Below are 20,007 nucleotides of genomic sequence, written 5' to 3'. Positions count from 1 at the left end.
ATATTTTCCACAGAAATGAAAAGGGTGCGCTTATGCAACGTCCAGTCGCGGCCGCGACGGCGGCCGAAAATGCCGTCGTTACCAAGGCCACGCTGCGCGCGGCCGACCTGCTCGATATCACCGCCAGGACGCTTGCCTTGGTCATCGGCGTGTCGGAAGCAACGGTCTCGCGCATGCGCCGGCAGGAATTCCTGCTTGAACGCGGCACCAAGCCCTTCGAATTAGCGGTGCTGTTCGTGCGCCTGTTTCGCTCGCTCGACGCCATCGTCGGCGGCGACGAGACCGTCGCCCGGGCGTGGCTGAAGAATCCCAACACCACGCTCGACGGCACGCCGCTCGAAAAAATCCTGACGATTGCCGGACTTGTCGATGTCATTGCCTACCTGGACTCCCGGCGCGCTCTCGTCTGAGGCCGTCCGGCTCGAAGGCAAGTACTGGCGGATGGTCGAGGCGCAGCACCGCGTCTCGACCCTTAAGCTCATCGACACGCTCGATGAGCAGGCGCTGCTTGAGGATCTCATCGAGGACACCAAGCCGCGGATCCCGCTTGAGTGCCGCCATCTCCACTATCTGTTGGCGACGCCTTTTCGCTACGGCTCCGTCTATCCGTACGGCTCCCGCTTCCGCCGCGCCGGCAAGACGAAAGGCGTCTACTACGCCGCCGAGACGGTGCTGACGGCGGTGGCGGAGATGGCCTTCTACCGCTTGCTGTTTTTTGCGGAGTCGCCGGCGACGCAATGGCCGAGCGACGCGGCGGAATACACCGCCTTCGCCGCCGCGATAAAATGCGACCGCGCAGTCGACCTGACACGGCCGCCGCTCGATCGCGACGAGAAGGCCTGGACGCACGCCACCGACTACACCGCCTGCCAGGCGATCGCCGACGTCGCGCGTGAGGCCGAACTGCAGGCGATCCGCTATCGCTCGGCGCGCGATCCCAAGGGCGTCAATATCGCGCTGTTGACGTGCAAGGGCTTTGCCAAGGCAAAACCGCTGGAGCCGCAGACCTGGCGCATCCGGATCGGCTCTTTCGGCCTTCAGGCGATCTGCGAATTCCCGGACAAGCGGCTGGAATTCTCACGCACCGCCTTTGCCGATCCCCGATTGGCCGGCATGCGCTGGGAGCGGGCCACCTGATATCGGCGATGAGCAGTATTGAGATTCAGCCGAGCAGAAGATCGTCATTCGCAGGCCGACCTCTCCTGAATATCGATACAGTTTAGGCCAGGATGTTGACGGCACGCGCCGCCACCAGCGCTATGGTCAGGAGCGAGATCATCGCTTCGGCCATCATCAGGAGCTTCGCGCGCTGCGTGAGCGGCAAGGTGTCGGTCGGCGAGAACGCCGTGGCATTGGTGAAAGCCAGGAAGACATAGTCGACGAAGCCCGGCAGCCAGCCCTGTATCTCGCGATCTGGTAGCGTCATTTGCGGAAACAGGAAGTCTGCCTGCGCGCGCTTGACCAGCCCGCAGGTCGGCGGGCCTCCCCGGTCAGTGCTCCAGAACCACAGCGCAAAGACAATCACATTGGTGACCCAGATGTTGAGCGCGTCGACGAGCAGCGTCGTGCCGGCCCCGGCATGCCCTTCCAGCAACGCCCGCACCAGGAAGACCAGCGACCCGCAATTCATGATGCTGATGACGCCGGTCATCACCAATGCTGCGCGGCGGATATAGAGGCGCAATCGGCCGATCGCGTACCAATGCTCATGGTCGACGGCGTTGCGCGTCGCCATTTGCGTCCAGGCCGTCGCGATCGACAGGGGCGCCAGCAGCGCCGCCTCCACTGTAGGGGCCAGCCAGCGCGGACCGAAGGACAGGTTGTTGATGACCAGAAGCTGCAGGCAGATGACGACGAGAACCGCGGCGCGCGCCGACCAGAAATCGAGGCCCCGGTGATGGATGACGGCATGCTGATGGCGCATGGAGGAACCTGTATTGCTAAAACCGCGGCGCTACGGACGGGCTCCCGCAATGATCGCCGGCCGGTCCTGCCCGAAGCGCCGGCGACGGGTTCCATCGCAATCTTGGTTTTACAATGTTGCCGAAGAATACTTTTTCGTAAGCTTTTGCTATCGGACTGTTCAGCAATCCATCGGTCTGATTTTAGGCCCGTATGTCGAGAACCAGTGAATCCGTGCATGTCTGGCCCGCCGCGGCTGCGGCGGAAGACGATCTGTCTTCCATCTGGAAAGGTCTGGTCCGGCATCCATGGCGGTTGCTGGCGCTTTTATGCCTGATCCAGATCGCTTGCTGGACCGTCATGCCCGCGCTCGTCAATGTTGGGCCGCCGCGCGACGTCGTCGAGGGTTTCATGTGGGGACGCGAATGGGTGCTGCTGACCTACAAGCACCCGCAACTCCCCTGCTGGCTGCTCGAGATCAGCCACCTGCTCACCGGCTCGTTCCGCTGGCCGCAATATATGCTGTCGCAGTTGATGATCTCGACGACTTTCGTCCTGGTCTACCTTCTCGCGCGCGACATCATGGGCCCGACCCGGGCGATCGCCGCCGTGCTCTTGATGCCGTCGATCTATTTCTTCGGCTGGCCGACCCCGCAATTCAACCATGACTATGCGCAGATGCCGTTCTGGGCCGCAATCTCATGGTTGCTATGGCGCTCGGCGCGCGACGGCCGTCCAGGCTGGTGGCTCGCCCTCGGCCTCGTCTCCGGCATCGGGCTCTACGCAAAGTTCTCTACGGCTCTGCTACTGGTGTTCGGTGGTATCTGGATTTTGTACGACGCCCGCGCTCGAAGCCGGCTTGCCACCCCATGGCCATGGCTCGGTCTTGCGGTTTTTCTGGGCCTCGCGGCGCCGCTGGCAATTGCGCTTTTCCGCCTCGATTTCCTGCCGCTGACCTATGCGGAGCATCGCAACGCCTGGGTGCTCGCTAACCGCGCACGGCTCTACTATATCGGCGTTCAGCTTGCAGGGCTTGCCGCTCTTCCCGCCGTTCTTGCTATTTCCGGCCTGCTGCGACGGCGGCCCGACCCGGCACGAGACCCCTTACCGGCCCGCCCTGCCCCCGAGCGGCGCGCGATTGTCTACCTGGCATGGATGGGCCTGGGGCCGGCGCTCCTGATCATGGCCGCCTCGCTGTTTACCGGCACCGGCGAGTCCTGGGGCGCGACGATGTACAATTTGGTCGGCACCCTCGCGGTTGCACTCTTGGGACAGCGCCTGGGGCTGGCCGAGTTGCGCCGGCTGACGCTGCTGGCACTGCTATGCGTGGTCGGCGTATCGAGCGCCTATGCGATTACACGCTGGACCGGTTGCAACGTCCTCGGTCGCCTGCAGCCGATGTGCTGGCCGGCACGATCGGTCTCGCAGACGGCCGAAGCGATCTGGCATGAGACGGTACCAGGACCACTGGGCATCGTCGGCGGCGAGGACGGCGTGGCTCAGCTTGCCGGGTTGGAAGCGGCGGACCAGCCGTCCATCTTCACGGCTCTCGACAGGCGCCTTGCCCCCTGGATCACGGACCAGCGCCTGCGCGATCAGGGCCTGCTGCTGGTGTGGCCGACCGGTTGGAGGCTCTCCCCGCAACAGCAGGCGTGGATCGCCGGCCTGCCGGTCAAGACCGTGCCGTTCGACTGGTCGCTCAAGGCACCGCCGCTGGAGATCAGCTTTGCCGTCATTCCGCCCGGCAGGACCAGTTTCCCGGGCGATCCGCCCGGACCGCCCGATCCGGAATGACCCGCGACTTGAAGTTTATCAGCCCGACGTCAAAAGGCGACGGCATCGCCGCCAGCGCCTCCGACGATAGGCGTCAAGCCTCTGTTCAGGCGTTAGCGGCCTGCTTGTGCTGGACCGGATGGCTCTTTTTGAGCAGGTCCGAGACCAGGAAGGCGAGCTCGATCGCCTGATCGGCGTTGAGGCGCGGGTCGCAATGGGTGTGATAGCGGTCCTGCAGGTCTTCCGCCGTGATGGCGCGGGCGCCGCCCGTGCATTCGGTGACGTTCTTGCCGGTCATCTCTATATGGATGCCGCCCGGATGCGTGCCTTCCGCGCGATGAACTTCGAAGAAGGTCTGCACTTCCTTGAGGATGCGGTCGAACGGCCGCGTCTTGTAGCCGGCCGCCTCGATCGTGTTGCCATGCATCGGATCCGACGACCAGACAACGTTGCGGCCTTCCTTCTTAACTGCCCGCACCAGCTTCGGCAGATGCTCGGCGACCTTGTCGGAGCCGAAGCGCGCGATCAGCGTCAGACGGCCCGGCTCGTTTTCAGGATTGAGCAGGTCGATCAATTCCATCAGGCCGTCCGGCGTCAGCGACGGCCCGCATTTCAGACCGAGAGGATTCTTGATGCCGCGGCAATATTCTATATGCGCGTGATCGGGCTGGCGGGTGCGATCGCCGATCCAGATCATGTGGCCGGAGGTCGCGTACCAGTCGCCGGAGGTCGAATCGACTCGCGTCAGCGCTTCCTCATAGCCGAGCAGCAGCGCCTCGTGGCTGGTGTAGAAATCCGTTTCGCGCAGCGCGAAATTGGTTTCGGACGTGATGCCCACCGCGCGCATGAAATCCATCGTCTCGGTGATGCGGTTGGCGAGCGATTCGTATTTTTCTCCCTGCGGGCTGTCGGCGACGAAGCCCAGCATCCAGCGATGCACGTTCTCCAGGCTGGCATAGCCGCCCTGCGCGAAGGCGCGCAGAAGGTTGAGCGTCGCGGCGGACTGGCGGTACGCCATCTCCTGGCGCGCCGGATCCGGAATGCGCGAGGAGGCGTCGAATTCGATACCGTTGATGATGTCGCCGCGGTAGCTCGGCAGCGTCATGCCGGCCTTGGTCTCGTTGTCGGACGAGCGCGGTTTTGCGAACTGGCCAGCGACGCGGCCGACCTTCACCACCGGCTGCGCGCCGGCGAAGGTAAGCACCACCGACATCTGCAGGAAGACGCGGAAGAAGTCGCGGATGTTGTCGGCGCCATGCTCGGCAAAGCTCTCGGCGCAGTCACCGCCCTGGAGCAGGAAGGCTTCGCCGGCGGCGACCGCCGCCAGCTGCTTCTTCAGCTTACGCGCCTCGCCGGCAAAGACCAGCGGCGGATAGGTCGCAAGCCGCGCTTCCGTGGCTTGCAAAGCCCCAAGGTCCGGGTAGGCCGGGACCTGCTTGATCGGCTTTGCTCTCCACGAATTCGGCGACCATTTCGTCATCGCTGCACCCAACGCCCTTCCAGAGCAACTCCAGGAAAGTGTAACGGCTTTCCGTCCGGAATTGCGTCAAATAAACCGGCGAGCGTGCTTGCCCGCCATTCCAGCCTCGATACGAGGTCGCGGCTCCTTACACGAAGCCGACTGCCTATTCTAGCCGGGTTTTTCAGTGGTGGCGAATGCGTTGAGCTGCTCGGCTTCCAATGTAGACGCCGTTACGCGGCCTTGTCGACGAGCCGCGCCAGTTGCGTCATCACCACGGCCGAGCCGGCGAGCCGCTTCTCCGCGTTCGGCCAGTCGCGGATGAAAACGACGCTATGGTCGGCCCTGATCTTGGCCAGCGATCCCTGCTCGCCGATGAACTTGACCAGCCCGACCGGATTGGGGAACTCGCGCTTGCGGAAATGAATGACGACGCCCTTGGGCCCGGCATCGAGCTTCTCGACATTGGCCCTGCGGCAGAGCGCCTTGATGAAGACGATCTTCAACAGGTGCGTCACCTCTTCCGGCAAAGGCCCGAAACGGTCGATCAGCTCGGCGCCGAAGCCGTCGATCTCCTCGGTTGTTTCGAGGTCGCCCAGGCGTCTGTAGAGCGCCATGCGGAGCTGCAGGTCGGGCACATAGCTTTCCGGGATCATCACCGCGGTGCCGACGGCGATCTGCGGCGACCAGCCGCCGTCCTGCGCCTCGCCGGTATCCTTCACCTCGGCCACCGCCTCTTCCAACATCTGCTGGTAAAGCTCGAAGCCGACCTCCTTGATATGGCCGGACTGCTCTTCGCCCAGAAGATTGCCGGCGCCACGGATGTCGAGGTCGTGGCTGGCGAGCTGGAACCCTGCGCCGAGCGTGTCGAGCGACTGCAGCACCTTCAGCCTGCGCTCGGCCGTATCGGTGAGCTTGCGGTTCGCAGGCAGCGTGAACAGCGCATAGGCGCGGACCTTCGAACGGCCGACGCGGCCGCGCAACTGGTAGAGCTGCGCGAGGCCGAACATGTCGGCGCGGTGGATGATCAGCGTGTTTGCGGTCGGGATGTCGAGGCCGGATTCGACGATGGTCGTCGACAGTAGCACGTCGTACTGACCGTCGTAGAAGGCGTTCATGATGTCGTCGAGCTCGCCCGGCGGCATCTGGCCATGCGCCACTGCCACTTTCAGCTCCGGCACGGATTCCCTCAGGAAATCATGGATTTCGGCCAGGTCGCTGATACGCGGCACGACATAAAAGGAATGGCCGCCGCGATAGCGCTCGCGAAGCAGTGTCTCGCGTATGACCAGCGGATCGAAGGGCGAGATGAAGGTGCGCACCGCCATGCGGTCGACCGGCGGCGTGGCGATCAGCGAGAGCTCTCGAACGCCGGTCAGCGCCAGTTGCAGCGTGCGCGGGATCGGCGTCGCCGACAGCGTCAGCACATGCACGTCGGACTTGAGATCCTTCAGCCGCTCCTTGTGCTTGACGCCGAAATGTTGCTCCTCGTCGATGATCAGCAGGCCGAGGCGCTTGAACGAGATCGAGCTGCCGAGCAGCGCGTGCGTGCCGACGACGATGTCGACCGTGCCTTCGGCGATGCCCTTCTTGGTCTCCGCCAATTCTTTTGAACCAACCAAGCGCGACGCCTGCGCAATGCGGATCGGCAGGCCCGAAAAGCGCTGCGAGAAGGTTTTGAAGTGCTGCCGCGACAACAACGTCGTCGGCACCACGACCGCGACCTGGAACCCTTCCATGGCCGCGATGAAGGCGGCGCGCAACGCAACTTCCGTCTTGCCGAAGCCGACGTCGCCGCAGATCAGCCGGTCCATCGGTTTGCCGGCGCCGAGATCATCCAGGACGGAATCGATCGCCGTCTGCTGGTCGTCGGTCTCCTCATAGGGGAAACGCGCGGCGAACTCGCCATAAAGCCCTTCCGCCGGAATCATGGAGGGCGCTGCACGCATCTGCCGCTCGGCGGCGATGCGGATCAATTGCCCGGCCATGTCGAGCAGGCGCCGCTTCAGCCGTGCCTTGCGCGCCTGCCAGGCGCCGCCGCCCAGCTTGTCGAGCGTCGCCTCAGCCGAATCCGAGCCATAGCGCGACAGAAGCTCGATGTTTTCCACCGGCAGGAACAGGCGATCGTCGCCGGCGTAGTGGATTTCGAGACAGTCATGCGGCGCGCCGAGCGCTTCGATGGTGCGCAAGCCGATGAAGCGGCCTATGCCATGGTCGGCATGGACGACGATGTCGCCTGCCGACAGCGACGAGGCTTCGGCTATGAAATCGGAGGCCTTCTTCTTGCGCTTGGAACGCCGAATGAGCCTGTCGCCGAGGATGTCCTGCTCGGCGACGACGACCAGATCGTCGGTCTCAAAGCCGGATTCGAGCGGCAGCACGGCAAGGCCCGCCTGCCCCGGCTCTAGCTTTTCGACCTCCGCCAGCGTCGCGACAGATTTCAGATTACTGAGATGGTGCTCCGCGAGAATTTGCCCGAGCCGGTCGAGCGAGCCTTCAGTCCAGCCGGCGACGACGACGCGGCGACGCGCCGCGCGCTCGTCGGCAATGTGCTTCACGACGACGTCGAAGACGTTGATGTTGGGATCGGCGCGCTCCTCGGCAAAGCTGCGGCCTTGCCGCGAGCCGCCATGGAAGACTTTTTTGCCGCCGACGTCGGGGGCGTCGAAGACGGTGAAGTCTATGTCCTCGCGCGGTCCGAGCGACGCCTTGAGGTTTTCGGGCGAGAGATACAGCAGATCCGGCGCCACCGGCTTGTAAGGTACGGCATCCTTGAGCGCGCTGTCGGCCTGCTTCCGCCGCGCCTCGTAATGGTCGAGGATCAGCGTGTGGCGCTCGGCCAAGGCCTCATGTGCCAGATGGTCGAACACGACGGGCGCGTCCGGCAGATAGTCGAACACGGTCTCCAGCCGCTCGTAGAAGAAGGGCAGCCAGTGCTCCATGCCGGCGAAGCGGCGGCCTTCGCTGACCGCCGCGTAGAGCGCGTCGTCGCGCGACGGCGCGCCGAAGGCCTCGATATAGGACCGGCGAAAGCGGCTGATCGTTTCCGGTGTCAGCGCCACCTCGCTCATCGCTTGCAGCGACATCGACTTGCGCTGCCCGGTGGTGCGCTGCGTCGCGACGTCGAAGACGCGGATCGATTCCAGCGTGTCGCCGAAGAAGTCGAGCCTGAGCGCCTCGCTCCAGCCGGGCGCGAAAAGGTCGAGGATGCCGCCGCGCACCGCGAATTCACCAAGCCCGCGAACGGTCGGCACGCGCTCGAAGCCGGAGGTCTCCAGCCGCGCGATCAACGCATTCATGTCGATCTGGTTGCCGGGCTTGGCGTGGAAAGTCTGAGCTTCGATCAGCTCGGCCGGCGGGATGCGCTGCAGCAACGCATTGGCGGTGGTGAGGATCACCGCGCGATGCGGTTTCTTGGCCAGCGCGATCATGGCCGAAAGCGCGTCGAGCCGACGCGCCGCGGCATCTGCGCCGGGCGAAACGCGGTCGTAAGGCAGGCAGTCCCAGGCCGGCAGCTCCAGCACCGGTAGGCCGGGCGCGGCAAAGGCGAGCGCCTCGATGATCGCCGGCAGCCGCTGGCCGTCGCGCGCGACGAACAGCAGCGGCTTGTCGGGCGCGATCTCCTGCGCCGTCCGCACCAGGGCGAAGGCTTCGTAGCCGTCGGCGACGCCGTCGACGATGAACTGGCCGGCGCGGCCCTTGGGCAGGCCAATGGAAGGAATGAGGGTCATGGATATGCGTTTTTCAAAATGTCATGGTCCGGTGCGACGCCAGGATCTTCCGCAGAACCGCGCAGTCGATATCGGGCGGAACCGGGCGCTCGCCGGTGACCATCGGGAAAAATTCAGTGTCGGGAATTTCGAGAAGTCTCTCATATTGGTCGATTTCATCGCCGGTCAAGGCGCCGATCTCGGCGTCGGCGAAGGAACCGAGGATCAGGTCCATCTCGCGCATGCCGCGATGCCAGGAGCGGAACAGGAGCTTGCGGCGGCGCGCGTCCAACCCCTCGCTTGATCGCTGTGTTCCGGTCATGGCGCCGCATCCCTGTCCAAGCGGCGCATATAGCGTGGATAGAGAGCGGTGTCAGCCTTTGCGCTGCCCTCGTCGCGACATAAGCTGACACCATGCGTCCCACCATCCTCGATCCCTTGTTCGTTCCGATCACTTCGCTTGCCGGCGTCGGCCCGAAGGTCGGATTGCTGATCGAGCGTGTCGTGCCGGCCGACCTCGGCGATCGCGCTGCGCGCGCGGCCGACCTTCTGTTCGTGCTGCCCAACACCGTCATCGACCGCCGCAACCGGCCTGGCATCGCGCTGTCGGCCGAGGGCCAGATCGTCACGCTCGAGGTGCGCGTCGACCGCCATCAGCCGCCGCCGCGCGGCAACAGGTCGGTGCCGTACAGGGTTTACGCCCATGACGACACCGGCGAGGTCGCACTGACCTTCTTCCATGCCCATGCCGCCTATTTGCAGAAAATGCTTCCCGAGGGCGAGCGTGTGGTGATCTCGGGCCGCATGGAGTGGTTCAACGGCCGCCCGACGATGGTCCATCCCGACCACATCGCGCCGATCGACGAGGCCGAGGGCCTACCGTTGGTCGAGCCGGTCTATCCGCTCACCGCCGGCCTCTCGGCCAAGGTGCTGCGCCGCGCCATCGGACAGGCGCTTGGCCGCCTGCCAGAACTGCCGGAGTGGCAGGACGATGCCTTCATGCGCCGCCATACATTCCCGTCCTTCAGCGATGCGCTCGCCCGCATCCATTATCCGAAGGATCCGATCGACGTTGCCGTCGAGGGATCGGCCTGGCGACGCCTTGGCTATGACGAATTGCTGGCCGGCCAGGTTTCGCTGGCGCTGGTGCGAGCGAGAATTCGCCGCCTCTCGGGCCGGCCGCTTACCGGCGACGGCCGCATCGTCGAGAAGCTGCGAGCTGCCCTGCCCTACAAGCTCACCCCCAGCCAGGAATTCGCGCTCGGCGAAATCAATGCGGACCTTGCCGATCCCGAACGCATGCTGCGCCTGCTGCAGGGCGATGTCGGCTCAGGCAAGACGGTGGTGGCGCTGCTCGCCATGGCGCGCGCGGTCGAGGCCGGCGGCCAGGCGGCGCTGATGGCGCCGACCGAGATCCTGGCGCGCCAGCATCTGGCGACGATCGCGCCGCTAGCGGAAAAAGCCGGCCTGCGCCTCGCTATCCTGACCGGGCGCGAGAAGGGCCGCGAGCGTGCCGAGACGCTTGCCGGTCTTGCCGGCGGCGAAATCGACATCGTCGTCGGCACGCATGCGCTGTTCCAGGAAAGCGTGACGTTTCACGACTTGGTGCTTGCCGTCGTCGACGAGCAGCACCGCTTCGGCGTTCATCAGCGCCTCGCCATCACCGCCAAGGGCGATGCACCCGATATGCTGGTGATGACGGCGACGCCCATTCCGCGCACGCTGGTGCTGACCGCCTTCGGCGACATGGACGTCTCGAAACTGACCGAGAAGCCGGCCGGCCGGCAGCCGATCCGCACCGTCACCTTGCCGATGGAACGGCTGGATGAGCTGGTCGGCCGCATGCTTGACGCCGTCGCCGATGGCCAGAAGATCTACTGGATCTGCCCGCTGGTCGAGGAATCCGAAGAGATCAAGCTGATGTCGGCGGAGGACCGCTTTGCTTCGCTGAAACCGCTCTTCGGCGACCGGATCGGCCTGGTGCACGGTCGCATGAAGGGTGCGGAGAAAGACGAGGCGATGCGCTCCTTCAACCAGGGCGAAACGCGCATCCTCATCGCCACCACCGTGATCGAGGTCGGCGTCGACGTGCCCGACGCCACGATCATGGTGATCGAGCATGCCGAACGCTTCGGCCTTGCCCAGTTGCACCAGTTGCGCGGCCGGGTCGGGCGCGGCGACAAGCCCTCCTCCTGCGTCCTGCTCTACAAGGAGCCGCTCGGCGAGACGGCCAAACGCCGGCTCTCGGTGATGCGCGAGACAGAGGACGGCTTCAAGATCGCCGAGGAGGACCTGAAACTGCGCGGCGAAGGCGAGTTGCTGGGCACCCGCCAGTCCGGCACACCAGGCTTCCAGGTGGCGCGCCTCGAGTTCCATGCCGATCTGCTCGAAGCCGCGCGCGATGACGCGCGGCTGATCTTGTCGCGCGACCCGGAATTGCAATCCGAACGCGGTGAGGCGCTGCGGCTGTTGCTTTACCTGTTCGGCCGCGACGAGGCAGTGCGGCTGCTGCGCGCCGGCTGAGCGGCGCCAATCGCCGGGTTGGCGAGGCCGCCTTCGACGGGCTCGCCGTTCAGTGTCACCAGCTTGGCCTTGACCTCCGGCGCCACCATGCCGGCCGAGACGATCAGCTTGGCGCCGTCCTCGATCGACATGTCGAGTGGCACGATCTCGGATTTGTGGACATACATCAGGAAACCGGTGGTCGGATTGGGCGTGCAGGGCATGAACACCGCAATCAGCGGATCGCCTTCCTGATCGAGCTTCTGGTTGATCTCGGTTTCCTTGTCGCTGGCGACGAAGACCAGCGACCAGACGCCCTTTCTCGGATATTCGACCAACCCGACCTGGCGGAACATGTCGCCCTTGTTCGACAGCACCGTCTCGAAAATCTGTTTCAGCGAGCCATAGATGCCACGCACCAGCGGCATGCGGCCAAGCAGCCGCTCGCCGAAATTGACAATGGCGCGGCCGACGATGTTCGCCGTCAGGAAGCCGATCAGCGTGATCAGCACCAGCGCCACGATCAGCCCGAAGCCCGGAACCGGGAACGGCAGATAGGTATCGGGGTTGTAGCGGGCTGGGATATAGGGTTTTACCCAGGAATCGACCCAGCCGATCAGCGACCAGGCGATATAGACCGTGATCGCCAGCGGCGCGCAGACGATGAAGCCCGTCAGGAAATAATTCCTCAGCCGGGTCATGCCAGAGGTCTTCAGGGCGTCGGACATGGGTTCACCGCGGCGCAGGTTGCAACGCTGAGATTAGTGAACCGCGAGCCGGTTTGGAACTGCGAAGTTTTTAAGGGTGCCCTCCATCAACCGGCTTTCAGCATTCCAAATGGAAGCTGCTCCGTTCGCGATTGGCCGCAACACCCCTCCCTCGTCATCCACGGGCGGAGCGGGGGCGAAGCGGACGCGCGGACCCGAGGATCCATTCCGAGACGCCGGCCAAAAAATGCCACCCGTCAGAATAGTCCCCTAACCCTCAATCCGTTATCGTTCACGCATGACCGGCTATGTCTATATGACAGCAAGCAAGAAGCGCGGCACCATCTACACTGGTGTGACGAACGATCTTGGCCGTCGGATGCCGGAGCACAGGTCCGGCGAAGGCTCGCGCTTTATCGGGCGCTACGGCTTACAACGCCCGGTCTGGTACGAGGAGTATTTCGACATCCGCGATGCGATCCAGCGTGAAAAGTCGCTGAAACGCTGGCCTCGCCAGTGGAAGATCGAACTGATCGAAAAGGCAAATCCCGAGTGGTTCGAGCTGTTCCGCGGTATCGGGTGGTAGTGCCTAATTCTGCACCGCTTTGATCCGCCGCAAACGTCACGGAATGGATCCTCGGGTCTGCGCAGGAGCTTCGCTCCTGCTCCGCCCGTGGATGACGAAAGAAGGCTGTTGGCCGTCGCACTTCGAAGTACTGTCACTAACCGAGGAACCCATGACGCAATCCACAATCCGGCGGTAGTGACGGTGCTACTCCACCGTCACCGACTTCGCCAAGTTGCGCGGCTGGTCGACGTCGGTGCCCATGAAGACGGCGGTGAAATAGGCCAGCATCTGGATCGGCAGCGCGTAGATGATCGGCGAGATGATCTCCGGCACTTCGGGCAGGATGATCGTCTCCATCGTCTTGATGCCGGCCTGCGCCGCGCCCTTCTTGTCGGTGATCAGGATGATCTTGCCGCCACGCGCCGCCACTTCCTGCATGTTCGAGACGGTCTTTTCGAAGATGCGGTCATGCGGCGCAATCACGATCACCGGCATGTTCTCGTCGATCAGCGCGATCGGACCATGCTTCAGCTCGCCGCCGGCATAGCCTTCGGCGTGGATGTAGGAGATTTCCTTGAGCTTCAGCGCGCCTTCCATGGCCAGCGGAAAATTGGTGTCGCGGCCGAGATAGAGCACGTCCTTGTAGCGCGACAGCTCGCGCGAGATGCGCTCGATCTGCTCGTCGAGCTTCAGCACCCGGGTGGCATAGCGCGGCGCCTCGGAAAGTTCGCGCACCAACTGCTTTTCCTCATCGCGCGAGATCGTGCCGCGCGCCACGCCCGCGCGGACCGCGAGCGCAGCCAAGACGGATAGCTGGCAGGTGAAAGCCTTGGTCGAGGCGACGCCGATCTCCGGCCCGGCCAAGGTCGGCAGCACGACGTCGGATTCGCGCGCCATGGTCGATTCCCGCACATTGACGACAGCGCCGATTTTCATGCCGGCCTTGCGGCAATAGCGCAGCGAGGCAAGCGTGTCGGCGGTCTCGCCCGACTGCGAGATGAAGAACGCCGCGTCATTGGCCGAAAGAGGCATCTCGCGGTAGCGGAACTCGGAGGCGACATCGATGTCGATCGGCAGCCGCGCATAGCGCTCGAACCAGTATTTACTGATCAGCCCGGCGAGATAGGCGGTGCCGCAGGCTGAAAGCGCCAGGCGGCCGATCTTGGCGAAGTCGAAGGGCAGGTCGAGCGGCTTCGACACCCCCGATGCGAAATCCAAGTAATGCGCCAGCGTGTGCGAGATCACCTCCGGCTGCTCATGGATTTCCTTTTCCATGAAATGGCGGCGGTTTCCCTTGTCGACCATGAAGCTGGTCGACAGTGACTGCTGGCGCTTGCGGTCGACCTGTCTGCCGTCGATGTCGTAGATGGTCACGCTTTCGCGACGCACGACCGCCCAGTCGCCGTCCTCGAGATAGGTGACCGCATTGGTAAAAGGCGCCAGCGCAATGGCGTCGGAGCCCAAAAACATCTCGCCCTCGCCATGGCCGACGGCCAAAGGCGGTCCGTTGCGGGCGCCGACGATCAGGTCCTCGTCGCCCTTGAACATGATTGCCAGGGCAAAGGCGCCGGAAAGCCGCTTCAGCGCCGCATGCGCGGCTTCCACCGGCTTCAGCCCCTTGGCGAGCTCGCGCGCCACCAGATGCGCGACGACCTCGGTGTCGGTCTGCGAAGAGAAAGAGTAGCCGTCGCGGGTGAGTTCGTCGCGCAGCTCGGCGAAATTCTCGATGATGCCGTTGTGGACAATGGCGACGCCCTCGGAAAAATGCGGATGCGCATTGGTCTCGTTGGGCACGCCATGCGTCGCCCAGCGTGTGTGGCCGATGCCGATCGTGCCGTCCAGCGGCTCGTCCTTCAGCCGGCGTTCGAGATTGACCAGCTTGCCCTCGGCGCGGCGGCGGCCGAGCTCGCCCCTTTCGATGGTGGCGACGCCGGCCGAGTCGTAGCCGCGATATTCAAGCCGCTTCAGCGCATCGACGATGAGCGGCGCGACTTGGCTTCGGCCAACGATTCCAACGATACCGCACATGGCGATTGCCCCCGATTCCCAGCAGAAAACCCAGCGCTATCTATGGATTGCCGGCCTGCCGTAAAAGTCACTTTGCGTTTCGTTCCATGTCACCGGGAACGGTTTTGTACCATTGGACATTCTCAGATCGCCCTTGCAATCCGGTTACCGCAAACGCTCGTCTTGTCGCTTAGACGGTTTGGCGGCGTTCATCACCATGTAAACATTTGTGGCCGGAGCATGTCATCGTTCGAACGACAAACGCCACGCCACAGTTGGCAAAGGCCCGTATGGCGAACGCTCCTTGGGGCCTTGCCTCGGCTCGAATTGGGCAGTTTCTTCGACCAATGAGCAAAGCGACGCATACCGTAACGCTGTGGCGGCCGGTTGGACCGCAGGAGTTGACGCTGATCAAGGCTTTGGGCATGCGCGAATTTCCGCCGCGCCTGCCCGATCAGCCGATTTTCTATCCGGTGCTCACTGAAGCCTATGCTGTCCAGATCGCCCGCGACTGGAACGTGCAGGCGAGCGGTTCCGGCTTCGTCACGCGGTTTGAGGTCCTGAAAAGCTTTCTCGACGGCTACCGCGTCGAGCACGCCGGCAGCAGGGCGCATCTCGAATATTGGATACCCGCCGAAGACCTGCCTCAATTCAACAAGGCAATCGTCGGCGAGATCGTGGTAACGGCTGCTTTCGGCAAAATCACCGAAAGCACCACCTGAAACGCTATTCCGCCGCAGCCTTCTTCTTCGCCGCGGCGGCGGAAGCAAAGCGCTCGCGCAACTCCTTGCCCTTGCCGGGGATCGTTTTCTGGCGGGCGCGGCCAAAGGCCAGCGCGTCGTCGGGCACGCTTTCGGTGATCACGCTGCCGGAGGCGATGTACCCGCCCTTGCCGATCGAGACCGGCGCCACCAGCGAGGAATTCGAACCGACAAAGGCCCCCTCGCCGATGTCGGTGAAGAACTTCGAGTAGCCGTCATAATTGCAGGTGATGGTGCCGGCGCCGATATTGGCTGCCGCACCCACGCGCGCATCGCCGATATAGGTCAGGTGGTTGACCTTGGCGCCCTCCTCGATCGTCGCCTGCTTGACCTCGCAGAAATTGCCGACCTTTGCCTTGTTTCGAAGATCCGCGCCGGGCCGCAGCCGGGCGAACGGCCCGACATCGCAATTTGAGGCGATCATTGCGCCCTCGATATGGCTGAAAGCATGGATCTTGGCGCCCGATGCGATCTTGACGCCCGGCCCGAACCAGACATTTGGCTCGACGATCGTATCGGTGCCGATCTCGGTATCGTGCGAGAAATAGACGGTTTCGGGCGCGATCAGCGTAACTCCTGACAGCATCGCCTCGCGACGGCGGCGCGCCTGCCAGATCGCTTCCGCTTCGGCGAGCTCGGCCCGGTTGTTGATGCCGAGCGCGCTTTCGAAACTCGCTTCCGTCGCTACCACGTCCAGCCCTTCCGCGCCGGCGATCTCGACGATGTCGGTGAGGTAGAATTCGCCCTTGGCGTTCTTGTTGCCGACCTTGTCGAGCAGCCGCAGCGCATGCTTGGCCGCAACCGCCATCATGCCGGCATTGCAGAAGCCGATCTTTTTCTCTTCCTCCGAGCAGTCCTTCTCCTCGCGGATGGCGATGAGATGACCGTCCTTTTCGATCAACCGGCCGTAGCCGGTCGGGCTTGGCGGACGGAAGCCGATGACCGCGACGGCGGCACCCTCTGCCAGCTTCTGCCGCGCGGCGGCCAGCGCCTGCGCATCGATTAGCGGCGTGTCGCCGAACATCACGAGAATATCGTCATAGCCCTTTGATATCGCTTCGCGCGCGGCAAGGACCGCATGCCCGGTGCCGAGCCGCTTCTCCTGCACGAAGGTCTCCGCCTTCGGCGCAAATTTCTGCACCGCCTTGCGCATCTCGTCTGCGCCGTGGCCGATCACCAGCGCCACACCGGTCGCGCCGGCAGCCTCAGCGGCTTTCACGACATGCGCCACCATCGGCAGGCCGGCAATGGCATGCAGCACCTTGGGCATCGCGCTTTTCATGCGCGTGCCTTCGCCGGCGGCGAGGATAACGGACAGGCAGGTTCTCTGGCTCATGAATGGGCAACCGTATGAAAAAGGTTTGAATCAACGCATGTTAACAGCGTAGGCCATGCTGCACCAATGCGGTTAAATTCCGGTGAGATGGCAAAGCCAAGTCTCCAAGTGCGAACGTCGGGTGTGATGCCCGATACAAAAGCACCGCCACGGTGGCGTCAGCCGGTTACACAGGTCAGGAAATATCCCCGGCCTGCTGGGGGTGCTGCGTCGCAAGCGGGATGGCGAAGTCTCGTGAAGGCAAGGTCGAGCTGCGTTTTCCGTTCCACATCGGCGACGGGCGGAGACTGGGAGAGATGGATACCATGCGCGTGGCGCGTCTGGAAGTTGGCGGGACATGGACGCGGAGCGGCACGCGTGCAGGCGCTTGGCCGAGCGGTGCGATGACCGTGCGGCGCCACCTCGCTGCGATCCTAGCTTGCGACGTGGTCGGTTATTCGCGCCTGATGGAGCGCGACGAGCGCTGCACGCTCGAGCGGCTGAAGATCTACCGCAAGGACCTCCTCGAACCGCTGGTCTCCGAGCATCAGGGTCGGATCGTCAAGCTCACCGGCGACGGCATGCTGTGCGAATTCGCGAGCGTCGTCAACGCGGTGACCTCGGCGATGGCGATCCAGCGGACCCTGGCAGAACGCGAGGCGGAGACCCCCGAGGAAGAGAGGATTCGCTTCCGCATCGGCGTCAATCTCGGGGACGTGGTTTGCGAGGAGGATGGCGACCTCTACGGCGACGGGGTCAACATCGCCGCCCGCCTCGAAAGCGTCGCCGATCCCGGCACCGTTGTCGTCTCGGGCACCGCCTACGACCACCTTCAGGGCAAGCTCGACTGCGGCTTCACGCCGCTCGGCGAGCTGCGCCTCAAGAACATCGAGCGGCCCGTGCGCGCCTACCGCGTCGAGTCCGACGCCAGCGCTGCCCCGCCTCCCCTGCCCGAGAAACCCTCGATCGCGGTTCTGCCTTTCACCAACATGAGCGGCGACCCCGATCAGGAATACTTCGCCGACGGGCTGGTGGAGGACATCATCACGGGATTGAGCCGAGTGAACTCCTTCTTCGTGATCGCCCGCAACTCGTCCTTCACCTACAAGGGCCGGGCGGTGGACCTGCGCCAGGTCGGGCGCGAGCTGGGCGTCCGCTACGTGCTCGAAGGCAGCATCCGCAGGGCAGGATCGCGGGTGCGTATCAGTGGGCAGTTGGTGGACGCGATCAGCGGACACCATGTCTGGGCCGACCGCTTCGAGGGCGATATGTGCGACATCTTCGACCTGCAGGACAAGGTGACCGAGAGCGTCGTCGGCGCTGTCGAGCCGAGCATCCGGCTGGAGGAAATCAAGCAGGCGCGCATGAAGCCGACCGACTACATGAGCGCCTACGACCTCTACCTTCGCGCGCTGCCGCGCTTCTACAGCATGACGCGCGAAGGCTTTGCCGACGTGCGTCGGCTCACCAACGAGGCGCTTAGCATCGACCCCGGCTTCAACTTGGCGAAGGCACTCGGCGCCTATATCCGCAGCATATCCGTGAGCCAGTGCTGGCACGAGCCCGAGGATACCCGGGTCGCCACGCGCATGGCGCGCGAGGTACTGGCGGAAGCGCGCGACGACCCCACGAGCCTGCGCTTCGCCGCGCAGGTGATCGCCTACAGCGCGAAGGAATACGAGATGGCGCTGGCCACGATCGAACGATCCCTGCTGCTCAATCCCAATTCGGCGCAGGGCCATACGAGCTGCGGTTGGGTCAACGCACATTCAGGCCGCCCGCTCGTCGCGATCGAGCACTTTCACAGGGCAATGCGGCTGAGCCCGGTCGACCCCGAGAAGGGCATCGCGCTCTCGGGCATCGGGATGAGCTACCTGATGCTCGAGCGCTACGAGGAAGCGCTGGCATGGGGAGAACGCGCGCTGCAGGAGATGCCGAACTACGGCTCCTCCCACCGGGTGGTGATTATGGCGCTGGTCAAACTCAACCGGCTGGAGGAGGCGCGGGCGGCGGCGCGGCGGCTGATGGAGGCGTTCCCGACCTACACGCTCACCCTGCAGAGACAGATCAACCCATGGCAGGACAAGGTGTTCGGCGAGCGTTACGTCGAGGCGCTGGGCATCTCCGGCGTGCCGGAGTGATCGTCGCGGCGGAAATTCCGGTGAGACGGCGGAGCAGGTGACTCGATGGGTTGTCTGAACATAGTGGTCGCCCCAGGTCTCCATAGCAAATTATGGAACACGAGATAGAGGGCACCGGACCCTTCGATGCTGATCTCTACAACGGGTTCACAGCTCGACTCTCTGCCAGCAACTAAACTACCCCAGCCTTCCCAGCACCGGGAAATTCTCCAAGAGCCAATAGGACGCGCTCTGCACGCCGCCAGTGAGGAAAAACACGCCGGCGATGACCAGCAGCGCGCCGATCGCTTTCTCGACACGGCCGAGATGGACGCGGAATTTGCCGAGGAAGCGCATGAAGGCGCCGGAAAACAGCGCCGCGATCAGGAACGGGATGCCGAGGCCGAGCGAATAGGCGGCAAGCAAAAGCGCGCCCTCACCCACGGTCTCGCGCCCGCCGGCCAAAGTCAGGATCGGTCCCAGCACCGGGCCGATGCAGGGCGTCCAGCCGAAGGCGAAGGCCAGCCCCATGACATAGGCCGCGATCATGCTCGCCGGCTTGCCCTGCGATTGGAAGCGCGCCTCGCGCGACAAAAGCGGAATGCGCAGGATGTCAAGGAAGTTCAGGCCCATGATGATGATGAGCGCTCCCGCCGCCATCGCCAGTGGCTCCTGCCAGACGCGCAGCAACCGCCCGATGGTCGAGGCCCCGGCGCCGAGCGCCACGAAGACGGTGGAAAAGCCGAGCACGAAGGCCACGGAAGCATAAAGCAGCGCGCCGCGCGCGCCCTCCTTCGCCGTGACGCTCTGATTGCCGCGGAAATCGTCGACGGAAACGCCGGCCATGTAGCAGAGATAGGGCGGCACCAGCGGCAGCACGCATGGCGACAGGAAAGAGATCGTCCCTGCCCCGACCGCGCTGACATAGCCGATGTCCAATGCCATCCAATGAGTCCGATTGTGCTAGCGACGATATAGCGATGCGGGCACGCTCCTGCCAATCACCATTGTGTGGCAAGTCGCCGCTTCGCCGCAGGAAGAAACAGGCAAACGCGTTGACCGAACAAGCGCGCGATAGCCGCCCGCCCGGTTCGAGGCGCGCATACATCCATCCCCAAAAAATGTGATCTTTGCCATACACTCTAAGAGTGTATCGTCCGCGGCCGCTTCCCAAATTGGCCGC

General features: G+C 63.9%; 15 protein-coding genes. 7 read left to right on the top strand and 8 right to left on the bottom strand.

Going from position 1 to position 20,007, the window contains the following annotated elements; translation table 11 throughout:
* Positions 1–32 precede the first annotated feature (32 nt).
* Positions 33–410: an antitoxin Xre/MbcA/ParS toxin-binding domain-containing protein gene (locus LB535_RS08490; protein WP_140840295.1), complete on the top strand. Its 378-nt coding sequence runs from the start codon at positions 33–35 to the stop codon at positions 408–410.
* Positions 370–1,137 (top strand): RES family NAD+ phosphorylase, encoded by a 768-nt coding sequence (locus tag LB535_RS08485; RefSeq protein WP_224631861.1) that lies wholly within the window; start codon positions 370–372, stop codon positions 1,135–1,137. Before LB535_RS08490 ends, LB535_RS08485 begins: the two co-directional genes overlap by 41 nt.
* Positions 1,138–1,219: 82 nt before the next feature.
* Here the strand turns inward: LB535_RS08485 and LB535_RS08480 are convergent, their stop codons facing one another.
* Positions 1,220–1,924: a hypothetical protein gene (locus LB535_RS08480; RefSeq protein WP_140840299.1), complete on the bottom strand. Its 705-nt coding sequence runs from the start codon at positions 1,922–1,924 to the stop codon at positions 1,220–1,222.
* A gap of 191 nt (positions 1,925–2,115) precedes the next feature.
* Between LB535_RS08480 and LB535_RS08475 the strand changes: the two genes are divergently transcribed.
* Complete coding sequence (locus LB535_RS08475; RefSeq protein WP_224631860.1) at positions 2,116–3,696, top strand: glycosyltransferase family 39 protein; 1,581 nt, start codon at positions 2,116–2,118, stop codon at positions 3,694–3,696.
* Between the two features lie 85 nt (positions 3,697–3,781).
* Here the strand turns inward: LB535_RS08475 and LB535_RS08470 are convergent, their stop codons facing one another.
* From LB535_RS08470 to LB535_RS08460, 3 genes are all read right to left on the bottom strand, one after another.
* The gene (locus LB535_RS08470) at positions 3,782–5,155 is read right to left on the bottom strand and encodes a class II 3-deoxy-7-phosphoheptulonate synthase (RefSeq protein ID WP_224602650.1); all 1,374 of its coding nucleotides are present in this window, start codon (positions 5,153–5,155) and stop codon (positions 3,782–3,784) included.
* Positions 5,156–5,367: 212 nt separating this feature from the next.
* On the bottom strand, positions 5,368–8,865 hold the full coding sequence (gene mfd, locus LB535_RS08465) for a transcription-repair coupling factor (protein ID WP_224631859.1): 3,498 nt from the start codon (positions 8,863–8,865) through the stop codon (positions 5,368–5,370).
* 13 nt (positions 8,866–8,878) lie between these two features.
* Positions 8,879–9,166, bottom strand: coding sequence for a succinate dehydrogenase assembly factor 2 (locus LB535_RS08460; RefSeq protein ID WP_224631858.1), 288 nt, complete (start codon positions 9,164–9,166; stop codon positions 8,879–8,881).
* 92 nt (positions 9,167–9,258) lie between these two features.
* Between LB535_RS08460 and recG the strand changes: the two genes are divergently transcribed.
* The gene (recG, locus tag LB535_RS08455; RefSeq protein WP_224631857.1) at positions 9,259–11,367 is read left to right on the top strand and encodes an ATP-dependent DNA helicase RecG; all 2,109 of its coding nucleotides are present in this window, start codon (positions 9,259–9,261) and stop codon (positions 11,365–11,367) included.
* Here recG and LB535_RS08450 read toward each other — a convergent pair.
* Positions 11,319–12,074, bottom strand: a complete 756-nt coding sequence (locus tag LB535_RS08450; RefSeq protein ID WP_224602655.1) for a DUF502 domain-containing protein — start codon at positions 12,072–12,074, stop codon at positions 11,319–11,321. The genes recG and LB535_RS08450 overlap by 49 nt on opposite strands.
* A gap of 277 nt (positions 12,075–12,351) precedes the next feature.
* Between LB535_RS08450 and LB535_RS08445 the strand changes: the two genes are divergently transcribed.
* A complete protein-coding gene (locus LB535_RS08445) occupies positions 12,352–12,639 on the top strand; it encodes a GIY-YIG nuclease family protein (protein ID WP_224631856.1) in 288 nt (95 codons plus the stop codon).
* Positions 12,640–12,825: 186 nt separating this feature from the next.
* On the opposite strand, the gene glmS is transcribed toward LB535_RS08445, so the two are convergent.
* On the bottom strand, positions 12,826–14,649 hold the full coding sequence (glmS, locus tag LB535_RS08440) for a glutamine--fructose-6-phosphate transaminase (isomerizing) (RefSeq protein ID WP_095765116.1): 1,824 nt from the start codon (positions 14,647–14,649) through the stop codon (positions 12,826–12,828).
* A 326-nt stretch (positions 14,650–14,975) separates the two neighbouring features.
* Here glmS and LB535_RS08435 point away from each other — a divergent pair, with 326 nt between their 5' ends.
* Positions 14,976–15,350: an ADP-ribosylation/crystallin J1 gene (locus LB535_RS08435; RefSeq protein ID WP_224631855.1), complete on the top strand. Its 375-nt coding sequence runs from the start codon at positions 14,976–14,978 to the stop codon at positions 15,348–15,350.
* Positions 15,351–15,354: 4 nt separating this feature from the next.
* Here the strand turns inward: LB535_RS08435 and glmU are convergent, their stop codons facing one another.
* On the bottom strand, positions 15,355–16,725 hold the full coding sequence (gene glmU / locus LB535_RS08430) for a bifunctional UDP-N-acetylglucosamine diphosphorylase/glucosamine-1-phosphate N-acetyltransferase GlmU (RefSeq protein WP_224631854.1): 1,371 nt from the start codon (positions 16,723–16,725) through the stop codon (positions 15,355–15,357).
* 221 nt (positions 16,726–16,946) lie between these two features.
* Here glmU and LB535_RS08425 point away from each other — a divergent pair, with 221 nt between their 5' ends.
* The gene (locus tag LB535_RS08425; protein ID WP_224631853.1) at positions 16,947–18,845 is read left to right on the top strand and encodes an adenylate/guanylate cyclase domain-containing protein; all 1,899 of its coding nucleotides are present in this window, start codon (positions 16,947–16,949) and stop codon (positions 18,843–18,845) included.
* Between the two features lie 177 nt (positions 18,846–19,022).
* Here the strand turns inward: LB535_RS08425 and LB535_RS08420 are convergent, their stop codons facing one another.
* Positions 19,023–19,769, bottom strand: a complete 747-nt coding sequence (locus tag LB535_RS08420) for a cytochrome c biogenesis CcdA family protein (protein WP_224631852.1) — start codon at positions 19,767–19,769, stop codon at positions 19,023–19,025.
* Between the last annotated feature and the right edge of the window lie 238 nt (positions 19,770–20,007).

The organism is Mesorhizobium sp. CA10 (assembly GCF_020165285.1).
Taxonomy (GTDB): domain Bacteria; phylum Pseudomonadota; class Alphaproteobacteria; order Rhizobiales; family Rhizobiaceae; genus Mesorhizobium.
Note: the sequence above shows the minus strand (reverse complement) of the source record. Positions and strands in the feature narration are given on the sequence as shown.

Coding starts and splice junctions, on each gene's coding strand:
- LB535_RS08490 (WP_140840295.1), top strand. CDS start 33: ATGCAACGTCCAGTCGCGGCCGCGACGGCGGCCGAAAATGCCGTCGTT.
- glmS (WP_095765116.1), bottom strand. CDS start 14,649: ATGTGCGGTATCGTTGGAATCGTTGGCCGAAGCCAAGTCGCGCCGCTC.
- LB535_RS08435 (WP_224631855.1), top strand. CDS start 14,976: ATGAGCAAAGCGACGCATACCGTAACGCTGTGGCGGCCGGTTGGACCG.
- LB535_RS08475 (WP_224631860.1), top strand. CDS start 2,116: ATGTCGAGAACCAGTGAATCCGTGCATGTCTGGCCCGCCGCGGCTGCG.
- mfd (WP_224631859.1), bottom strand. CDS start 8,865: ATGACCCTCATTCCTTCCATTGGCCTGCCCAAGGGCCGCGCCGGCCAG.
- glmU (WP_224631854.1), bottom strand. CDS start 16,725: ATGAGCCAGAGAACCTGCCTGTCCGTTATCCTCGCCGCCGGCGAAGGC.
- LB535_RS08485 (WP_224631861.1), top strand. CDS start 370: ATGTCATTGCCTACCTGGACTCCCGGCGCGCTCTCGTCTGAGGCCGTC.
- LB535_RS08470 (WP_224602650.1), bottom strand. CDS start 5,155: ATGACGAAATGGTCGCCGAATTCGTGGAGAGCAAAGCCGATCAAGCAG.
- LB535_RS08460 (WP_224631858.1), bottom strand. CDS start 9,166: ATGACCGGAACACAGCGATCAAGCGAGGGGTTGGACGCGCGCCGCCGC.
- LB535_RS08480 (WP_140840299.1), bottom strand. CDS start 1,924: ATGCGCCATCAGCATGCCGTCATCCATCACCGGGGCCTCGATTTCTGG.
- LB535_RS08420 (WP_224631852.1), bottom strand. CDS start 19,769: ATGGCATTGGACATCGGCTATGTCAGCGCGGTCGGGGCAGGGACGATC.
- LB535_RS08445 (WP_224631856.1), top strand. CDS start 12,352: ATGACCGGCTATGTCTATATGACAGCAAGCAAGAAGCGCGGCACCATC.
- LB535_RS08450 (WP_224602655.1), bottom strand. CDS start 12,074: ATGTCCGACGCCCTGAAGACCTCTGGCATGACCCGGCTGAGGAATTAT.
- recG (WP_224631857.1), top strand. CDS start 9,259: ATGCGTCCCACCATCCTCGATCCCTTGTTCGTTCCGATCACTTCGCTT.
- LB535_RS08425 (WP_224631853.1), top strand. CDS start 16,947: ATGGCGAAGTCTCGTGAAGGCAAGGTCGAGCTGCGTTTTCCGTTCCAC.